The following is a 17705-nucleotide window of genomic DNA, read 5'->3' as shown; positions in this document are numbered from 1 at the left end:
ATTTTAGTTAAAATGATGAACTGGGAGCAACTACTTTCATTAAAAAGATTTGGAGACACTCAAAAACGTAAACGAATAGATCAAGATGAAACTCGTTTAGGTTTTGAGGTAGATTTTGATAGAATTATTTTCTCTTCGGCTTTTCGAAGTCTGCAAGATAAAACACAGGTAATTCCACTATCAAAAACCGACTTTGTGCACACTCGTTTAACACACAGTTTAGAGGTGTCGGTTGTTGGACGTACTTTAGGAAGACGTGTAGGAAAAGTGTTGTTAGAGCGTCATCCGAAGTTACAAGAACTAGGGTATACGTTTAACGATTTTGGAGCTATCGTAGCAGCAGCATCGGTAATGCACGATATCGGAAATCCACCGTTTGGGCATTCTGGAGAAAAAGCGATTGGAGAATATTTTAAAACAGGAAAGGGACTTCAGTATAAAAATGAGCTAACCGATTTAGAATATCAAGATTTAATTGATTTTGAAGGAAATGCGAACGGATTTAAAATTCTTACCGAAAGTAGAGAAGGTATCGAAGGTGGTTTGCGTTTAAGTTATGCAACCTTAGGGGCTTTTATTAAATACCCGAAAGAAAGCCTTCCGAAGAAACCAACAAAACACATTGTAGATAAAAAATATGGCTTTTTTCAATCTGAAAAATCAGCTTTTTTAGAAGTTGCTGAAGATTTAGGCTTATTGAAAAAAGAACCTGAAGGAATTTCTTTTTACCGTCATCCACTTGCATATTTAGTTGAAGCAGCAGATGATATTTGTTATACAATTATCGATTTTGAAGACGGAATAAATCTTGGTTTAATAGATGAAGACTATGCTTTAGAGTACATGATTAAACTAGTAAAAGATGTAATTGATAGTAAAAAATATCATTCGCTTAAACATAAAAAAGATCGTATAAGCTATTTGCGTGCCTTAGCTATTGGAGTTTTAATTAATGAAGCAGTAACCATCTTTTTAGAAAACGAGGAAGCTATTTTAAACGGAGCTTTTGATAAAGGATTACTTGATAAATGCAAATACGAGGCACAAATAAACGATATTATAAAAATTAGTATTGATAAAATATACCGAAGCAAAGAAGTAGTAGAAAAAGAAGTAGCAGGGTATAAAATTATAGCTGATTTATTGGATGTTTTTGTTACAGCTCTTAACAATAAGTTTGATGGTACTCAGTCAAATTACGATAAATTAGTATTGAATTTACTACCAGAAGAATACCAACAAGAGAGACCAAAACTATATGATAGAATTATGCAAGTATGTAGTTATATTGCTGGTTTATCTGACGGATTTGCAATTCGTTTACATAGAAAGTTAATGGGGAATATTAGTTAGAACATGTTAAAAATCAGTTTTTTGTGTTGAAAACTATCAGTTTAACATATTATTGCAAAAATTATTAGGGTAAAGCAAGAATAACTTGTTATACTAGTTCATTAACCATTGTATTATGAATAAAAAAATACTTTTATTTAGCTTTTTATTAATAGCTATAACTGGAGTTGTTTTTAAAATGTCAGTTACTAATGAAACTGAAATTGATAAATTAAGAAAACAACATGCAGAATACTTAAAGAATCATCCTTATCAAAAAACAGCAGAGCTTCCAAAAAAACAAAGAAAAGCTCAAGGGTTACCACCTAATGCTTATTTTGAACAAAAATATTTAAGTGAGATCAATCCAAGTACAGGAAAAACCCATAAAGAAAACATCTACAAACTTCAAGAAGAATTAAACAAGCGTAGAGCAGGTTTAAAAGTTCCTGGTGATGCAGACAACGCTTGGGTAGAAAGAGGACCTGATAATGTAGGAGGAAGAACAAGAGCTTTAATTTTTGACCCAAATGACACTACTAATGAAACCGTTTTTGCGGGAGGTGTTAGTGGAGGTTTATGGAAAAACACGAATATCTCTAACCCAAGTTCAAAATGGGTTCGCGTAGGAATTCCAGAGAACTTAGCAGTTTCTTGTATTGCTGTTGATCCTAACGATAACAAAATCTTTTATGTTGGTACTGGAGAAACATATGTTAATGGAGAAATTAACGGTGATGGTTTATGGAAGTCTACAGATGGAGGTAATACATGGAATAGGGTATTAGGAAGAGAATTAAATAGCTCTACAGTAGAATATAATGTAAAGTTAACGGTTAATTCTCCTGCTGCAATAGCAAAAGATTATGTAGCTGTATTATCTAAAGCTTTTGGAGAGAAAATACCGACTCCAATTACTAGTTCAATTGTTTTAGCTGTGGATGATAATTCTGATGCATCATTTTCATCAACCGATACTAGTGATGCCTGTGATGTTATAACGAATGCCTCAGACTTAAATGGAAAAATAGCTATCGTTAGAAGAGGTTCTTGTAATTTTTCATTAAAAGCATTAAAAGTTCAACAAGCAGGTGCAGTAGCTATAATTGTTGTAAATAATCAAGATACTAACCCTTTTAATATGGCGGCAGGTGCAGATGGTCCAGATGTAAATATTCCTTCTGTAATGATTAGCAAAGCAGATGGCGAATCGTTAATTTCGACTTTAGAATCAGAAAATGTAGAAGTTACTTTAACAGGTGGGAATTTTGATGCAGTAAATGGTATTTCTACGGTTTCAGGAATACACCACATTAATGATATCGCTGTAAGGAATAATGGAGGAGTATCTGAAGTTTACATTGCAGTTGGTGATGTTTTCTATAGACATGGTTTCACTTCTCTAGGTGGTGATTCTATTGGGGTATATAAATCTACAGATGGCGAAAATTTTACTAAATTGAACTTACCAAGAACAGATCTTGGAAATAATTACGTGCCTAACAATATTAAACTAGCATTTGATAACTCTATTTATGTTAGCACAACAAGAAGTTCATCATTTGGAGATGGAGGAGGAGCTATTCTTAAATCTATTAATGGAAGTGACTTTACCTTAGTACAAACAATAGAAAAAGGGTTAAGAACAGAAATAGCTACCTCACCTACTAATGCTGGTACAGTTTATGTATTAGCACAAATGAATGATAGTTCTGCACCAGTAAAGATTTTTAAAACAACGAATGGATTTGCTACTATTAATGAAATAGCGCTACCAAATGATGCAGATAATGATATTCCGGCAAATGATTTTACTAGAGGTCAGTCTTTTTATGATTTGTTAATTAAAGTTGACCCTAACAATGAAAATATAATTTATGTTGGAGGTATAGATTTATTTAAGTCCGTTAACGGAGGTGCTATTTGGCAGCAAATTTCGAAATGGTCTAACAATCCTGGATTAAATACATTAGGTGCTTCGTTGGTGCATGCTGATCAACACGGTTTAGCATTTGCTTCTTCTAATAGAATGATATTTGGTAATGATGGAGGTGTTTATTTTTCCAACAATTCAGGTGCTACTATTGAGGCAAGAAATAGTAATTATAATACCGTTCAGTTTTATACTATAGGAGTAGCTCCAACTACGGCATTTGATGGAGAAGAATTTTTTATTGCAGGAGCCCAAGATAATGGAACACAGTTAATAAAAAATGCATCATCTGGTATTAATAGCTCAGATAGAGTTGCAGGAGGTGATGGTGCGGCAAGTTTTTTTGATGTTGATGGTTCTGATAAATATTATATAACTAATTATGTGTATAATGGTTATATAACACTAAGAAACTTAGTTAACAATCAAGGTATTATTATTAACGATGAAGATGAGTCTAATGGAGACTTTATTAATCAAGAAGAATTAGATTCTCATCTAAACATTTTATACTCTAATTATTCTTCAGGAAATAATTATCAAATAAGAAGATATGCTAACTTATTGGGGGCTATATCTAAAAATATATTAAAAAATGGTTTAATGAATTCTGAACCATCAGTTTTAAAAATCTCTCCATACACAGTAAATTCTAGCAAGTTATATGTTGGATTGAAAAACGGAAAGCTTCTTAAAGTAGAAAATGCTAATTCAGGATTAGGAAATTGGTCAGAAATTACAGGAGATGAATTTGTAGGGTCAGTATCTGATATTGAGTTTGGTAAAAATGAAAACCAAATTTTTGTAACCATGCATAATTATGGTGTGAAAAGTATTTGGTATTCTAGTGACGGAGGAACGAATTGGGTAAGTAAAGAAGGGAATTTACCAGACATCCCTGTAAAAACAATATTACAGAATCCACTAAGTACTAATGAAGTAATTGTTGGAACTGACCTAGGAGTTTGGAAAACAAGTAATTTTAATGACGTTTCACCTAACTGGACTCAGTCGTATAATGGAATGAGTAATGTACCTGTGTTAGATCTAGATCTTAGAGATGATAATACTGTTTTTGCTGCAACATATGGTAGAGGAATTTTTTCTGGAAAATTCATATTAGATCCTAATGGAGACGCAGATGGAGATGGAGTAAAGAATAGTGAAGATAATTGCCCAAATACTCCTAATGCTGATCAAAAAGATAGTGATTCAAATGGAATTGGAGATGTTTGTCAAGATACTGATGAAGATGGTATCTTAGATATTAATGATAACTGTCCAACTAATGCAAATTCTGATCAAAAGGATACTGATGAGAATGGAGTTGGAGACGCTTGTCAAGATACCGATGGAGATGGTGTTATGGACGATGTAGATAACTGTTTAACTACTAAAAATCCAGATCAGAAAGATGGAAATGGAGATGGAGTTGGTGATGTTTGTGATACGAGCTATAAAAACAGAGACAACATTACAGTAAAAACTACTTCAGAAACATGTTCTGATCAAAACGATGGGAAAATAACAGTAAGTGTTAAACAAACGTTTGTGAGTTATACTGTGACAGTTAAAAATACATCGACAGATTTAAGTAAACAATTAACAACAACGTCAGTAGAGTTTACTGATTTGGCTCCAGGTACTTATGAAGTATGTGTAAAAGTAAACGAAAGAGACGATTATACTCAGTGTTTTGAAGTTACTATTGGTGAATCAGCTCCTGTTGCTTTAAAAGTAGCTAAAAATGCTGCATCAAAAAATTATACGGTAAATGTTACTTCAGGTACTGCTCCTTATACAGTGTATTTAAATGGTAATTTAGTTGATACTTTTAATACATCTACATTTAATGTTAATGTAGAAGGTAGTGGAGTTTTAGAGGTTAAAACTGCTAAAGCGTGTGAAGGAAAATCAAATGTTATTATTGATAATATTTTCCTAAAACATAACCCGGTTTCTAATACTATAGACTTATTGTTACCTAATGACGCTGAATCTAAATTGAATATTAGATTATACGACATCAAAGGAAAAATAATTTTAGAAGGAGCTTTTGAAAAACAAGGAAACGAATTATCAATTCCATTTGATGGATTTAACTCAGGAACTTATTTATTAAAAGTAGGAAACAATAACACAAACACATTTAAAGTATTAAAACGATGAGAAAAGTAATAAAAACAATCGCCTTATTTTCACTTCCTTTATTTGTTGCTTGTGGAGGTGGAGGAAGTAAAGAACCAGCAAATGAAGCACCAACTACAGTAAATTTAGTGTATCCTACTGAGAATTTATTGTGTATTAACAATACAATTCCGTTTGATTGGTCAGATGCTACAGATCCTAATAACGATAATATCAGCTATAAAGTTGAAATAGCGAAGAACAGAGAGCTTACTAATGAACCAACAACAAGAACAGCTAGTGCCTCTCAAGTCTCTATTACTTTAAATAAAGGAGTAGCTTATTATTGGAGAGTAACTGCAGTTGACAGTAAAGGTAAAGAAGGAACACCATCTTCTGTATTTGCTTTTTATACTAAAGGAGAAGGAGAAAGTAATATTGCTCCGTTTACTGCTGAATTAGTAAAACCAGCTGATGATAGTTCAGTTTCTGGAACTACTGTAACTCTAGAGTGGAAAGGTGCTGATTCTGATTCAGACGATAATACATTGAAATATGATGTGTTTTTTGGAGAAGATACTAACCCAAGTATAAAGGAAGAAAACACTTCAGCAAAAACTTTAAATGTTGATGTTGAAACAGGTAAAACGTATTATTGGAAAGTAAATACAATTGATGTTGCAGGAGCAAAATCAATAGGACAAGTTTGGAGTTTCAAAGTAAACTAATAAACCAAGATAATAGTTATAAAAAACGACGCTTTAAAAGCGTCGTTTTTTATTTAATAAGGTTATCTTTTTATTTGTGATTCGGCAACATTTTCCAGTTCATCGTACCAGTTTTGTCCAAATTTTCTAATCAATGCTTGTTTTACAAATTTATATACAGGTACTTGTAATTCTTTACCTAATGAGCAAGCATCATCACATATTTCCCACTTATGGTAATTAACTGCTGCAAATTCACTGTAATCCTTAACACGAACAGGGTATAGGTGACACGAAACGGGTTTTTTCCAATCTATAAGACCCTGGTTATAAGCTTCTTCAATTGCACATAAAGCAGTTCCTTTATTATCAAAAATAACATAAGCACAATCAGCATCGTCAATTAAAGGAGTTTCTAGTTCGTCAAAATCGCTAGTAATCCATGTTCCTTGTTTTTCAATAGCAGCAATTCCTTCTTTCCTTAAAAAAGGTTTTACTTTAGGGTATATTTCTTCTAAAATTTTTGTTTCCTCTTTTTCAAGTGGAGCACCCGCATCACCGTCAATACAACAAGCACCTTTACACGCAGACAAGTTACAGACAAACTCTTTTTTTATAAGATCTTCTGAAACAATGGTTTTTCCTAATTGAAACATAAAATGAGTTTAAAAATGAAAGTTTATAACAACTTCACGTAAATTTAAATGCAAAAATACTAGATTGTAACATTACTTATATAATTTTGCACACGAAAAACATCAACTATGGACTTTAACTTTAAAGAAATTTTTACAGCCTTTATGGTATTATTTGCGGTAATTGATATTGTGGGAAATATTCCTATTATTATTGATTTACGTAAAAAAGTAGGACACATTCAATCAGAAAAAGCCTCTGTAATTGCTGGGTTTATTATGATTTTGTTTTTATTTGTAGGACAACGATTATTAAACCTAATAGGTATCGATGTGCATTCATTTGCAGTTGCAGGATCATTTATCTTGTTTTTCATTGCTTTAGAAATGATTTTAGGGATAACCTTATATAAGGAAGATGAAGAAGAAGCGTTAAGCGCAACTGTTTTTCCATTAGCATTTCCATTAATTGCAGGACCTGGTAGTTTAACAACCTTACTTTCATTACGTGCAGAATTTAACTTAGAAAATATAATTGTAGCTGTTTTCTTAAATGTTATTGTAATATATATAGTGTTAAAAACATCATCTAAGATAGAACGAATGATTGGTCCTAACGGAATTAAAATTATTAGAAAAGTATTTGGTGTTATCTTATTAGCTATTGCTGTTAAGTTATTTGCAGCAAATATTAAAATGTTATTAGCTTAAAAATGGTTTTTGACATACTTATTGTAGGAGGAGGAGTATCAGGAATGCAGTGTGCCTTAGTTTTAGGTTCGGCGCTTAACAAAGAGTATGCTAAAGAAAAAAAAGTGGGAATAATCTTGCATCAAAGAGCTTCTCATTTACAAGATGCTTTATTTAACAATGTCTTAGGGTTAACTCCAGGAACTTTAGGAAAAGATATTTTAGAAGAAGGAAAGAAGCAATTAAGCGAACTATACCCTGAAGTAGTACAGGTAGAAAATGAAAAAGTTATTGCTGTTTTAGAAGAAGGAGAGGCGTATAAAGTAGTTACTAATAAAGCAGAGTACATTAGCAAAATGGTAGTAATAGCATTAAATTATTCAAAGCCATTTGAAATCGCTGGATTAGAGCAATATGTAGAAAGACATATTCGTGCAAATGCAATGAAAGATAGAATACAATTGCGTAACTTTAACCACTTAATTAAAGACGGATTATATGTTTGCGGTACACTAGCAGGTTGGAGAAGTCAATTTGCTATAGCTGCAGGTAGTGGAGCAAGTGTTGCAACCGATATTTTAACAGTGTGGAATGAAAATGTACCAACTAAGGTGCATGATAAGAGAGTAATAAATTAAATAATTAAAAGGAGTAGATTATGAAGAAAGTATTAGGACTTATAGCAATGTTAGCATTGTTTATAAATTGTGGAGGTGGAAGTGAGGATGAAATAGTACCACCTGTAGAAGTAATATCTAATGGTAACTCAGGAAGTTTTACAATACCTTCTGATATTGTTGATTACTACAAAGACATTGATTTTACTAAAACAGGAAGCTCATTAAAAGATGAATTAGCTACAACAATAATTAATTCTCACACAACTAATTTAACATACACACCGGGAGTTTGGGATGCGTTAAAGCAATCAGATTTAGATCCTACTAATAGTAATAAAGTGGTGTTAATTTATGGGTATGATGATAACGATGCTAGTCTTGTAAATGATAGAACTCGTGATAAAGATTCGAATGGTGGTAATTCTGGTGATTGGAATAGAGAGCATGTATACCCTAAATCTTTAGGTATTCCAAATTTAGGAACTTCAGGACCTGGGGCAGATGCGCATCATTTAAGACCTTCTGATGTTACTTTTAATTCTCAAAGAGGAAATAAACTATTTGCTGCAGGAAGCGGTACTGCAGGAGATGTTTCTGGTAATTGGTACCCTGGTGATGAGTGGAAAGGAGATGTAGCCCGAATGATGATGTATATGTATTTACGTTATGGTAGTAGATGTTTACCAAAGAATGTAGCAGTTGGTTCTGTAGCAACTTCAGATAGCAATATGGTTACTTTATTATTACAATGGAATGCTGATGATCCGGTTTCAGAATTAGAAAAACAACGTAATAATGTGTTGGCTACTATTCAAGGAAATAGAAATCCGTTTATAGATAATCCGTATTTAGCTACGGTAATATGGAACGGTGATGCAGCAGAAAACACTTGGGAATAATCCCGTTTTATAGATAACCTATTGATTCTTTTAAAGAGTCAATAGGTTGTTTTTATAAGTTCTTCCTACAGGGATTTTTTCACCTTCTATGTATGCAGTTGTTCCTGTATATTTTTCAACTTTTTCAAGATTTATAATGTATGATTTGTGTATCTGAACAAATTGTTTTTGATTCAATGTTTCTTTCCAGTTTTTCAAAGAATCTATAATGGTTAGCTTTTTTGTCGAGGTTACAAAATGAATATAATTTCGGTCAGATTCTAAATACAAAATATCTTCTACATATATTTTGTGTATAGTTTTATCAATATTCAAGTAAATAGCTTCTTTTTCTGAAGCTTTTGGTTTTACCAACTGACTTTCAACTTTACTTATAGCTTTTAAAAATCGATCAAAAGAAAATGGTTTCACCAAATAATCTACAATAGTATCTAATTCGAAACTGCGCACAGCATAATCAGGATAAGCGGTTGTAATAACTATTTTAGGCGGATTTTTAACTGTTTTTATAAAATCTAATCCAGAAATATCAGGTAAATTAATGTCGAGAAAAACAACATCAGCGGTGTTCTCTTTAAAAAATTCATTTGCTTTCATTGCTGTTTGAAATGTATTGAGTAATTCTGTATCAGGAATTTTACTCAAATACTTTTTCAATATAACTTGTGCTGGTAATTCATCTTCAATAATTATACATTTCATAGTTGCTGTATTTTGAGTTCAACAGTATACCTGTTTTCTTCTTTAACTATTGAAAGCGTATGGTTTTTAGGATAAATTAACGATAGTCTTTTCTTCAAATTTTCTAATCCAATAGCGTTACTATTCTCCTTAATACTGCTGTTATATTGATTACTACTTACCAAAGTTAATTGCTGGTTTTCTGCATTGATTATTATATCAATTTTACTATGAGCAACGCTATGTTTAAAAGCATTTTCTATAATAGTAATTAACAAAAGCGGAGCAATACGATATTGCTCACTATCTGTGTTGAATTGATACTTAATTTCTTTTATCCCTTCAGTTCGTATTTTTTGAAAATCGATATAATTTTGTATAAACTGTAGTTCTTTATCTAACGAAACGGTTTCTGTGTTGGTTTCGTAAAGCACGTGTTTTAAGTTTTCAGATAGTTTTAAGATTAAATCGGGGGTTTGGTTAGGTTTGTCTATAGAGTAGGCGTAAATCGTGTTTAAATTGTTTAACAACACGTGCGGATTTATCTGTGATTTAAGGAATTTTAATTCCATTTCTGTTCGTTCTTGTGCTGTTTGTGCTAGTTTTTCTTGTCCATCTAAAAATTTAAATAACATCCATGTAAATGAGAAAAATAATAACGGAACCAATGTTTGCCATAAATAATCGCTTAAACATTTCATGATAGAGCATCCGCAACGCGCAAAAACATTGCAATACAATTGTGTTGCAACTACAGAAATAAGTAAAAAAACAGCTCCGTACAAAACATACCATTTCTTTTTTACAAACAACGGAAGTAAAAAAAGGTTGTTTGTATAAACTATAATCAGCAGAATGAAAAAGTATTGTAAAAACGGATTTTCAGCCCAATAATATGGTGTAAATACAAACAGTGAAATGAATGTAAATAACACCCAAAATAGTAGGTGAATTAAGATTTCTGCACTATGTTTTTTTATAAAACTCATTCTTTCTCAAAGTAACTAAAATATAGGGTAGAATCAAAGTAGAAAGTATCAACTACACGTTGTTAGGTACAAACAACGTTTGGTAAGTTGTTTATACAGGTTTATAAGTAGTGTGTACTTTAAATTTTTTCATCAATAGGTTGTCATGTAAATTCGAAACTAAATAAAACAAGAGTACTAACTAAAAAACAATAAAAATGAGAACAATTGTAGTATGTATAGCCGTTTGTTTGATAGCTTTCACAGCAAACGCACAAGAGTTTCAATTTGAAACAGCATCAATCGATTATGGTAAAATTACAAAAGGCGATGACGGAGTTCGTGTATTTGAATTTACCAATATTGGTAATGCTCCTTTAATTATTAAAGACATTAAATCTGCTTGTGGATGCGCAGTTCCAAAAAAACCAGAAAAGCCAATTATGCCTGGAGAGAAAGGTAAAATTGAAGTTTCGTATGATACAAAGAGAGTAGGAGGGTTCTCTAAAGCGATTACGATTATTTCAAACGCAAAAACATCAAGAAAGATGTTGAAAATTAAGGGAATTGTTACTGAAGAAAAAAATTCAGAAAAAGAAAAGGTATAGTTCTAATAAGCAAAAAACCGAAGCAAAGCTTCGGTTTTTTATATCTATTAAACTGATAAATTCTTATCCTTTTAAAGTTGCTTTTAAGAATTCAGAGTTCATACGAGCAATGTTTTCTAAAGAAATTCCTTTCGGGCATTCAACTTCACATGCTCCAGTATTGGTACAGTTACCAAAACCTTCTAAATCCATTTGCGCTACCATGTTTTTAACACGCTCAGTAGCTTCAACTTGTCCTTGAGGTAACAACGCATATTGAGATACTTTTGCTCCTACAAATAGCATTGCAGATGAGTTTTTACAAGTAGCTACACAAGCACCACAACCAATACAAGTAGCAGCATCCATCGCTTTATCAGCATCTTCTTTCGGAATTAAAATTGCGTTAGCATCTGTAGTATTACCAGAAGTGTTTACAGAAATATAACCACCCGCTTGTTGAATACGCTCAAAAGAACTTCTATCAACCACTAAATCTTTAACTACAGGGAAAGCAGCTGCTCTCCATGGCTCAATAGTAATTGTATCACCATCTTTAAACATACGCATGTGTAACTGACATGTAGTTACTCCACGATCTGGTCCGTGAGCTTCACCGTTAATGTACATAGAACACATACCGCAAATTCCTTCACGACAGTCGTGGTCAAACGCTACAGGCTCTTCGCCAGTGTTAACTAATTGCTCGTTTAATACGTCCATCATTTCTAAGAAAGACATATGCTCAGAAATATCGGTCACCTTATATTCGACCATTTTTCCTTTATCACTTGCGTTTTTTTGACGCCAAATTTTAAGTGTTAAATTCATAATTCTCTCTTATTTGTATGAACGTTGTTTTAATTCAATATCGTTAAACTCTAATTCTTCTTTGTGTAAAACAGCATCAGCTGGTTCTCCTTTATATTCCCAAGCAGAAACGTATGCAAAGTTTACATCATCACGTTTTGCTTCTCCTTTTTGTGGACCATCTAACTCAACAGATTCTTCTCTAAAGTGACCTCCACAAGATTCGGTTCTGTTTAAGGCATCTTTAGCGAATAATTCTCCTAATTCTAAGAAATCAGCTACTCTTCCAGCTTTTTCTAATTCAGGGTTCATTTCGTTAGCATCACCAGGAACTTTTACGTTTTTCCAGAAATCTTCACGTAACTCTTTAATCTCAGCCATTGCTTCTTTTAAACCTTGTTCGTTACGCGCCATTCCACATTTATCCCACATAATCTTTCCTAATTTCTTGTGGTAGTAATCTACAGAATGCTCTCCTTTATTGTTGATGAAGAAATCGATACGATCTTTAACCGCTTTTTCAGCTTCTTCAAATTCTTTAGTATCTGTTGAAATTTTTCCAGTACGAATATCATCCGATAAATAATCACCAATAGTGTATGGTAATACGAAGTATCCGTCAGCTAAACCTTGCATTAAAGCAGAAGCTCCTAAACGGTTAGCACCGTGATCAGAGAAGTTAGCTTCACCAATAGCATAACAACCAGGAATAGTCGTCATTAAGTTATAATCTACCCAAATTCCACCCATTGTATAGTGGGTTGCAGGATAAATCATCATTGGTGTTTTGTATGGATTGTCATCTACAATCTTCTCATACATTTGGAATAAGTTTCCGTATTTAGCTTCTACGATAGCTTCACCTAATTCAGTGATTTTAGCTGCTGAAGGATTCTCAATACCTTTCAATTTAGCTTGCTCTTTACCGTAACGCTCAATTGCTGATTTAAAATCTAAATACACCGCTTCACCAGTAGCATTTACACCGTAACCAGCATCACAACGTTCTTTTGCAGCACGAGAAGCTACATCACGAGGTACTAAGTTACCAAAGGCAGGATATCTTCTTTCTAAGTAGTAATCTCTATCTTCTTCAGCGATTTGAGTAGGCTTTAATTTTCCTTCTCTAATAGCTAACACATCTTCCATTTTCTTCGGAACCCAAATACGACCATCGTTACGTAACGACTCTGACATTAAGGTTAATTTAGACTGATAGTCTCCCGAACGTGGAATACATGTTGGGTGAATTTGTGTATAACAAGGGTTTGCAAAGAATGCTCCTTTTTTATGAATTTTCCAAGCTGCTGTTGCGTTAGACCCCATTGCGTTGGTTGATAAGAAATATACGTTTCCGTATCCACCAGAAGCAATTACTACTGCATGTGCAGAGTGACGCTCAATTTCACCAGTAACTAAGTTACGAGCAATAATTCCACGTGCTTTTCCATCAACAATAACAACGTCTAACATTTCATGACGATTGAACATTTCAATCTTACCACGAGCAATTTGACGGTTCATTGCTGAATAGGCTCCTAATAATAACTGCTGACCTGTTTGCCCTTTCGCATAGAATGTACGAGATACTAACACCCCACCAAACGAACGGTTATCTAACTGTCCACCATAATCACGTGCAAAAGGAACTCCTTGTGCCACACATTGATCGATGATGTTTGCAGAAACTTGTGCTAAACGATACACATTTGCTTCACGAGAACGGTAATCTCCACCTTTTACTGTATCGTAAAATAAACGGTAAAAAGAGTCACCATCTCCTTGATAGTTTTTTGCTGCGTTAATACCTCCTTGTGCTGCAATAGAGTGCGCACGACGAGGAGAATCTTGGTAAGCAAACGCTTTTACGTTGTACCCTAATTCTGCTAATGTTGCAGAAGCAGAACCTCCTGCTAAACCTGTACCTACTACAATTACGTCAATTAAACGCTTGTTAGCAGGGTTTACCAAGTCGATTTTATCTTTATAAGTTGTCCACTTATCTTTTAATGGACCTTTTGGTATTTTTGAATCTAAAATTGCCATAGTTAAGTGGTTTTATTAGTGATTGAAGTGGTGGAATAAAGCAATGATGATGAAACCTACAGGAATTCCGATTGCGTATATTTTACCAAAAGTTTTCAACCCTCTTGTATATTTATTATTTGCACCTACCGATTGGAATGCAGAACTAAATCCGTGTAATAAGTGTAAGGCTAAGAACACAAAAGCAACGATGTAAGCACCAACTCTAATCGGGCTTAAGAATTTGTGTTGTAATTCGTGGAAGTATCTAAACTCTCCATCGTGTAAACCACTCCAATCACCTTGAATAAACTTAGTGTTGATTTCTGGAAACCAAAAATCGATAAAGTGTAATACTACGAATGCTAAAATAGCCGCTCCGCTGTAAATCATGTTTCTACTCATCCAAGAAGAATTTGCAGCTCCGTTGTTTTTAGCATAGCTTACGTTACGTGCACTTTTGTTTTTAATTTCTAGGATGAATCCCATTACAAAGTGAAAAACTACACCAAAAATTAAGATAGGCTGCATAACATACTGTACCAAAGCATTGGTTCCCATAAAATGAGATAGTTTGTTAAATGTAGCTCCGTTATCTGGAAAAATAGAGGTGATGTTAATTGCAAAATGTTGTAATAAGAAAAACATCAGGAAGAATGCCGAAAGTGCCATGGCAAACTTTCTTCCGATAGAAGATTTTAGTAATCCGCTCATTATTTTGTTTGTTGATTAAATAATAGCACAAATTTAATAGCTAAACACTACTTGAACAAACTTTGCGAATTGTTTTATTAAATATTTAGAATGGGTTTAAATAGAAGGTTTCTTTGAAGGAGTTTCGCTATCGTGTTTGTGTATGGTTAGTTGCGTAGGTTATCACTTAACTTCGCAAGTACACACAGAACTGAAAATCCGCAAGGATTTTCAGAAGTAGGCGAGAATATGGAAATACTTATAGCCAATGTAGGCATTAGTTATTTTTTCCGATTCATTTTTTCTTTACTCACGCATCCACATTGCGGGCCAATTATATTCTCTTGAAATGGCTCTTATTATTTCGTGAATCAAAGGAAAACCGTTATCTGAGTTTGTCATAATGACCGCTCCGCGTCCCGTGTCGGCGAAAGAGACTGCATAACAAACAAATCCTGCGTTTCCTCCCGTGTGTCTAAAACGAAAAGCTTTTCCTTCTCCGTCTATACCTATCCCAATTCCGCCTGCATTTGGTACTCTGGTCATCATTTTTTTCGCGGATTCTTGACTTAATAAGCTATTATCTTCTCCTCGATATGATTTTCCCAACGCTATCATAAAAAGAGCTAAATCCGTTGGATTAGTCCAAAGTCCTGCTGCTGCTTTTTCGGGATAGATATGATAGCCTCCATTTATAACGTTTCCGATTTCATCATAACCATTAGCTGTTAAACTGTTCAACTTTTCAGGAAGAGGATAAGCAAAGGAACTACTATTCATTTCAGTTGGCTTAAGAACTAAAATGTTTAGTAGTTGAGTAAATTCTTCTCCAGTTACATCCTCCATTAACATTTGCAACACTTCCATTCCACCACCTGAATATAATTCTGATTCTCCTGGTTTTTGAACAACACGTACAGGTTCCGAATTTGTTATTTCACTTCCTTGTAATATTTCTGTTAATGTTGGGATTGAATCATTTTTATTGTAACCTTGAAAACCAGATGTACCTAAACCAGAAGTATGACTCATTATTCTACTTGGTGTCACTTTTTCTATTTTGGTAAACTCATTATTTGGAACTTGCCACCTTTTCAATTTTGAGTTAACATCTTCATTAATAGAAAATTTGTTTTCTTCTATCAATTTAAATGCGGCAACACTTGTGACTGGTTTAGAAATTGATGCTGCTTGGAAGAGAGTATTCTCATTTACATCTTCTCCAGTTTCTTTATTTTTTTTACCATAACCTTTTGACCAAAGGATTTTATTGTTGTCGAAAACAGATATACTAATTCCCGAAACATTTAGAGTTTCCATTCTTGATTCAATGCTCGTGGCTGTAGAATCATTTTTACCATGTTCGTCTATTTTGTATATGTTATTTTCGACCTTTTGCTGAATAGAGGTTTCTTTATCTCTTAAATCGTCCGTAATTTCTTTTTTCTTATTTGATTGGCAAGATGATAATAGAACTATTGTAATTGCAATTAAGCTAAATTTCATTTTATTCATAATGTGATTGTTCTTTGGTTTTAGAAAGACGACAATTTTTTTTGGGTGTTGCAATTTTATAATTAATACCAAAGGTTAAAATATCCGTCGTTTTAATGATTGATATTGTCTGATAGAGAAGTTAATTGTTTAACAATTAAGAATCAAATCAAATTTAAAATATGAGCAAGTTCATTTGGTTTTTCTAACGGAATCATATGTCCGCAATTTTTTATGTTTATAAAAGTTCCTTTTTTAAGTTTTTTAGCAACTGCTTTTACTTCTAAAGACTCTATTAATACGTCATTTTCAGCAACAACACAAAGTATTGGAATAGGAAGCTCTAATACTTTTTCTGAGATATCTATTCGTTTTGAGGTGGCTTTTAGCTGGCGAATCAATACTTCTTTTCCTAAGTTGGCATCCATTTTTTTAATAATGTTCACTATTTCTAAGTTTTGGTGATTGTCTGGGTGTAAAAATTGCTGAATTCTAACTTGAGAAATTCCTTTGTAGCTATGCTTTTCTAAAAACTCAATGGTGCTTTTTCTAAGTTGAATTTCTTTGTTGTTTAAACCACGGGTATTTGCAGCTATAACTATAAGTTTTTTTACTTTTTGTGGGAATTGGGTTGCAAAATTCATTGCTGAAAATCCACCTAAAGAAAACCCAACAATAATTGCGGGTTCGGTAATAACCGAAAGAATAATTTCATTAATTTCTTCAAAAGAGTTGGCAGGTGTAATGTCTATATGAACAGGTTGTGTTTTTTCTAGTTTTGGAAACACAAATTGCCATAAATCAACCGTACACATGGTACCCGAAATAAAATATACTTGTTGCATTTACTGTTTATAATTAGAGTGTACCAAACATTTATTGTTTACCCATTTTCCTTTTAAAGAGTCAGGTGGAATTATGAATCCATCACAGGTTAAAAAATTTCCGTTAGCATCTTTCTTTATCACTTTTAATTTTCCCTTATGAATTAGGTTGATAATTTTATAAACCAATCCTTTTTTTGTTGATGAAATTGATAAACCAACTTCGTTATTGAACAAATCCATGTCAGAAGAAATTTTATCAGGTACAACACCATCTTCTAACTTTCTCTCTTTATAGGTTTGGTAATTCTCTTTTTCATGCGCTTTCCCTAAAGATCGAGCAGCGTTTTTGCCAATTTCTTTGCGCAAGCGCGCCATCCAATAAGCATGACGAAAAGCATCTACTTGTCCACCTGCTGCGTCTCCATCTAATAGCGGAGATTTTTTGATAGAATCGGCAACTCGATTGGCTTCTTTTGAAATTTCAAAGGCTCTTTTTGCTTTAAACGGATGAAAAAGTACCCACGTTTTTTTAGGAGACGATAATTTTTTGAATTGTTGCCAGTTGGATTGTGAAAAAGAAGAAAAACTAGACAATAAGAAAACAATCAATAGTAAATTTTTCACTAAATAACTTTTACTTCAAAGATACAATGGATTTGTTAGCTATTCACTTTTTT

General features: G+C 33.1%; 16 protein-coding genes. 7 read left to right on the top strand and 9 right to left on the bottom strand.

From position 1 onward, the window contains the following. Positions 1 to 15 precede the first annotated feature (15 nt). The 3 genes from ACKTST_RS12350 (at position 16) to ACKTST_RS12340 (ending at position 6120) form a co-directional block, all read left to right on the top strand. Entirely contained in the window at positions 16 to 1353 is a 1338-nt protein-coding gene (locus tag ACKTST_RS12350) for a deoxyguanosinetriphosphate triphosphohydrolase (protein ID WP_408048093.1), read from the top strand. Positions 1354 to 1468: 115 nt separating this feature from the next. Next, positions 1469 to 5434 carry a thrombospondin type 3 repeat-containing protein gene (locus ACKTST_RS12345; RefSeq protein WP_408048049.1) on the top strand — a complete coding sequence of 1322 codons (3966 nt, stop codon included), beginning with the start codon at positions 1469 to 1471 and terminating at the stop codon, positions 5432 to 5434. Then, complete coding sequence (locus tag ACKTST_RS12340; RefSeq protein ID WP_408048048.1) at positions 5431 to 6120, top strand: fibronectin type III domain-containing protein; 690 nt, start codon at positions 5431 to 5433, stop codon at positions 6118 to 6120. The genes ACKTST_RS12345 and ACKTST_RS12340 overlap by 4 nt, the downstream gene beginning before the upstream one ends. Before the next feature lie 62 nt (positions 6121 to 6182). On the opposite strand, the gene ACKTST_RS12335 is transcribed toward ACKTST_RS12340, so the two are convergent. Then, positions 6183 to 6755, bottom strand: coding sequence for a DUF3109 family protein (locus ACKTST_RS12335; protein WP_408048047.1), 573 nt, complete (start codon positions 6753 to 6755; stop codon positions 6183 to 6185). A gap of 108 nt (positions 6756 to 6863) precedes the next feature. Here ACKTST_RS12335 and ACKTST_RS12330 point away from each other — a divergent pair, with 108 nt between their 5' ends. Genes ACKTST_RS12330 through ACKTST_RS12320 form a run of 3 tightly spaced genes read left to right on the top strand, consistent with a single transcriptional unit; the run spans position 6864 to position 8943 of the window. Then, positions 6864 to 7445 carry a MarC family protein gene (locus ACKTST_RS12330; RefSeq protein ID WP_408048046.1) on the top strand — a complete coding sequence of 194 codons (582 nt, stop codon included), beginning with the start codon at positions 6864 to 6866 and terminating at the stop codon, positions 7443 to 7445. 2 nt (positions 7446 to 7447) lie between these two features. Further along, positions 7448 to 8062: an NAD(P)/FAD-dependent oxidoreductase gene (locus tag ACKTST_RS12325; RefSeq protein WP_408048045.1), complete on the top strand. Its 615-nt coding sequence runs from the start codon at positions 7448 to 7450 to the stop codon at positions 8060 to 8062. Between the two features lie 20 nt (positions 8063 to 8082). Continuing rightward, positions 8083 to 8943 carry an endonuclease I family protein gene (locus ACKTST_RS12320; protein ID WP_408048044.1) on the top strand — a complete coding sequence of 287 codons (861 nt, stop codon included), beginning with the start codon at positions 8083 to 8085 and terminating at the stop codon, positions 8941 to 8943. 30 nt (positions 8944 to 8973) lie between these two features. Here ACKTST_RS12320 and ACKTST_RS12315 read toward each other — a convergent pair whose 3' ends face one another. Next, positions 8974 to 9645, bottom strand: a complete 672-nt coding sequence (locus ACKTST_RS12315) for a LytR/AlgR family response regulator transcription factor (protein ID WP_408048043.1) — start codon at positions 9643 to 9645, stop codon at positions 8974 to 8976. Next, complete coding sequence (locus ACKTST_RS12310; RefSeq protein WP_408048042.1) at positions 9642 to 10613, bottom strand: sensor histidine kinase; 972 nt, start codon at positions 10611 to 10613, stop codon at positions 9642 to 9644. Before ACKTST_RS12310 ends, ACKTST_RS12315 begins: the two co-directional genes overlap by 4 nt. A gap of 197 nt (positions 10614 to 10810) precedes the next feature. Here ACKTST_RS12310 and ACKTST_RS12305 point away from each other — a divergent pair, with 197 nt between their 5' ends. Further along, on the top strand, positions 10811 to 11200 hold the full coding sequence (locus tag ACKTST_RS12305) for a DUF1573 domain-containing protein (RefSeq protein ID WP_408048041.1): 390 nt from the start codon (positions 10811 to 10813) through the stop codon (positions 11198 to 11200). Positions 11201 to 11263: 63 nt separating this feature from the next. Here ACKTST_RS12305 and ACKTST_RS12300 read toward each other — a convergent pair whose 3' ends face one another. The 6 genes from ACKTST_RS12300 to ACKTST_RS12275 form a co-directional block, all read right to left on the bottom strand. Beyond that, the gene (locus tag ACKTST_RS12300; protein WP_408048040.1) at positions 11264 to 12010 is read right to left on the bottom strand and encodes a succinate dehydrogenase/fumarate reductase iron-sulfur subunit; all 747 of its coding nucleotides are present in this window, start codon (positions 12008 to 12010) and stop codon (positions 11264 to 11266) included. Positions 12011 to 12019: 9 nt separating this feature from the next. Then, complete coding sequence (locus ACKTST_RS12295) at positions 12020 to 14035, bottom strand: fumarate reductase/succinate dehydrogenase flavoprotein subunit (RefSeq protein ID WP_408048039.1); 2016 nt, start codon at positions 14033 to 14035, stop codon at positions 12020 to 12022. Between the two features lie 15 nt (positions 14036 to 14050). After that, on the bottom strand, positions 14051 to 14728 hold the full coding sequence (locus ACKTST_RS12290) for a succinate dehydrogenase cytochrome b subunit (RefSeq protein WP_408048038.1): 678 nt from the start codon (positions 14726 to 14728) through the stop codon (positions 14051 to 14053). Between the two features lie 285 nt (positions 14729 to 15013). Beyond that, positions 15014 to 16027 (bottom strand): serine hydrolase domain-containing protein, encoded by a 1014-nt coding sequence (locus tag ACKTST_RS12285; RefSeq protein WP_408048037.1) that lies wholly within the window; start codon positions 16025 to 16027, stop codon positions 15014 to 15016. A gap of 338 nt (positions 16028 to 16365) precedes the next feature. Beyond that, positions 16366 to 17046 carry an alpha/beta fold hydrolase gene (locus ACKTST_RS12280; protein WP_408048036.1) on the bottom strand — a complete coding sequence of 227 codons (681 nt, stop codon included), beginning with the start codon at positions 17044 to 17046 and terminating at the stop codon, positions 16366 to 16368. Further along, entirely contained in the window at positions 17047 to 17652 is a 606-nt protein-coding gene (locus tag ACKTST_RS12275) for a DUF6973 domain-containing protein (protein ID WP_408048035.1), read from the bottom strand. Positions 17653 to 17705: the final 53 nt, after the last annotated feature.

Origin of the sequence: Tenacibaculum crassostreae (genome assembly GCF_964512405.1) — a bacterium.
In the GTDB taxonomy this organism is placed as follows: domain Bacteria; phylum Bacteroidota; class Bacteroidia; order Flavobacteriales; family Flavobacteriaceae; genus Polaribacter; species Polaribacter crassostreae.
Note: the sequence above shows the minus strand (reverse complement) of the source record. Positions and strands in the feature narration are given on the sequence as shown.

Bases quoted from the DNA above. Each gene is read 5' to 3' on its own strand.
- ACKTST_RS12350 (WP_408048093.1), top strand. From the start codon at position 16: ATGAACTGGGAGCAACTACTTTCATTAAAAAGATTTGGAGACACTCAA.
- ACKTST_RS12345 (WP_408048049.1), top strand. From the start codon at position 1,469: ATGAATAAAAAAATACTTTTATTTAGCTTTTTATTAATAGCTATAACT.
- ACKTST_RS12340 (WP_408048048.1), top strand. From the start codon at position 5,431: ATGAGAAAAGTAATAAAAACAATCGCCTTATTTTCACTTCCTTTATTT.
- ACKTST_RS12335 (WP_408048047.1), bottom strand. From the start codon at position 6,755: ATGTTTCAATTAGGAAAAACCATTGTTTCAGAAGATCTTATAAAAAAA.
- ACKTST_RS12330 (WP_408048046.1), top strand. From the start codon at position 6,864: ATGGACTTTAACTTTAAAGAAATTTTTACAGCCTTTATGGTATTATTT.
- ACKTST_RS12325 (WP_408048045.1), top strand. From the start codon at position 7,448: ATGGTTTTTGACATACTTATTGTAGGAGGAGGAGTATCAGGAATGCAG.
- ACKTST_RS12320 (WP_408048044.1), top strand. From the start codon at position 8,083: ATGAAGAAAGTATTAGGACTTATAGCAATGTTAGCATTGTTTATAAAT.
- ACKTST_RS12315 (WP_408048043.1), bottom strand. From the start codon at position 9,645: ATGAAATGTATAATTATTGAAGATGAATTACCAGCACAAGTTATATTG.
- ACKTST_RS12310 (WP_408048042.1), bottom strand. From the start codon at position 10,613: ATGAGTTTTATAAAAAAACATAGTGCAGAAATCTTAATTCACCTACTA.
- ACKTST_RS12305 (WP_408048041.1), top strand. From the start codon at position 10,811: ATGAGAACAATTGTAGTATGTATAGCCGTTTGTTTGATAGCTTTCACA.
- ACKTST_RS12300 (WP_408048040.1), bottom strand. From the start codon at position 12,010: ATGAATTTAACACTTAAAATTTGGCGTCAAAAAAACGCAAGTGATAAA.
- ACKTST_RS12295 (WP_408048039.1), bottom strand. From the start codon at position 14,035: ATGGCAATTTTAGATTCAAAAATACCAAAAGGTCCATTAAAAGATAAG.
- ACKTST_RS12290 (WP_408048038.1), bottom strand. From the start codon at position 14,728: ATGAGCGGATTACTAAAATCTTCTATCGGAAGAAAGTTTGCCATGGCA.
- ACKTST_RS12285 (WP_408048037.1), bottom strand. From the start codon at position 16,027: ATGGAAACTCTAAATGTTTCGGGAATTAGTATATCTGTTTTCGACAAC.
- ACKTST_RS12280 (WP_408048036.1), bottom strand. From the start codon at position 17,046: ATGCAACAAGTATATTTTATTTCGGGTACCATGTGTACGGTTGATTTA.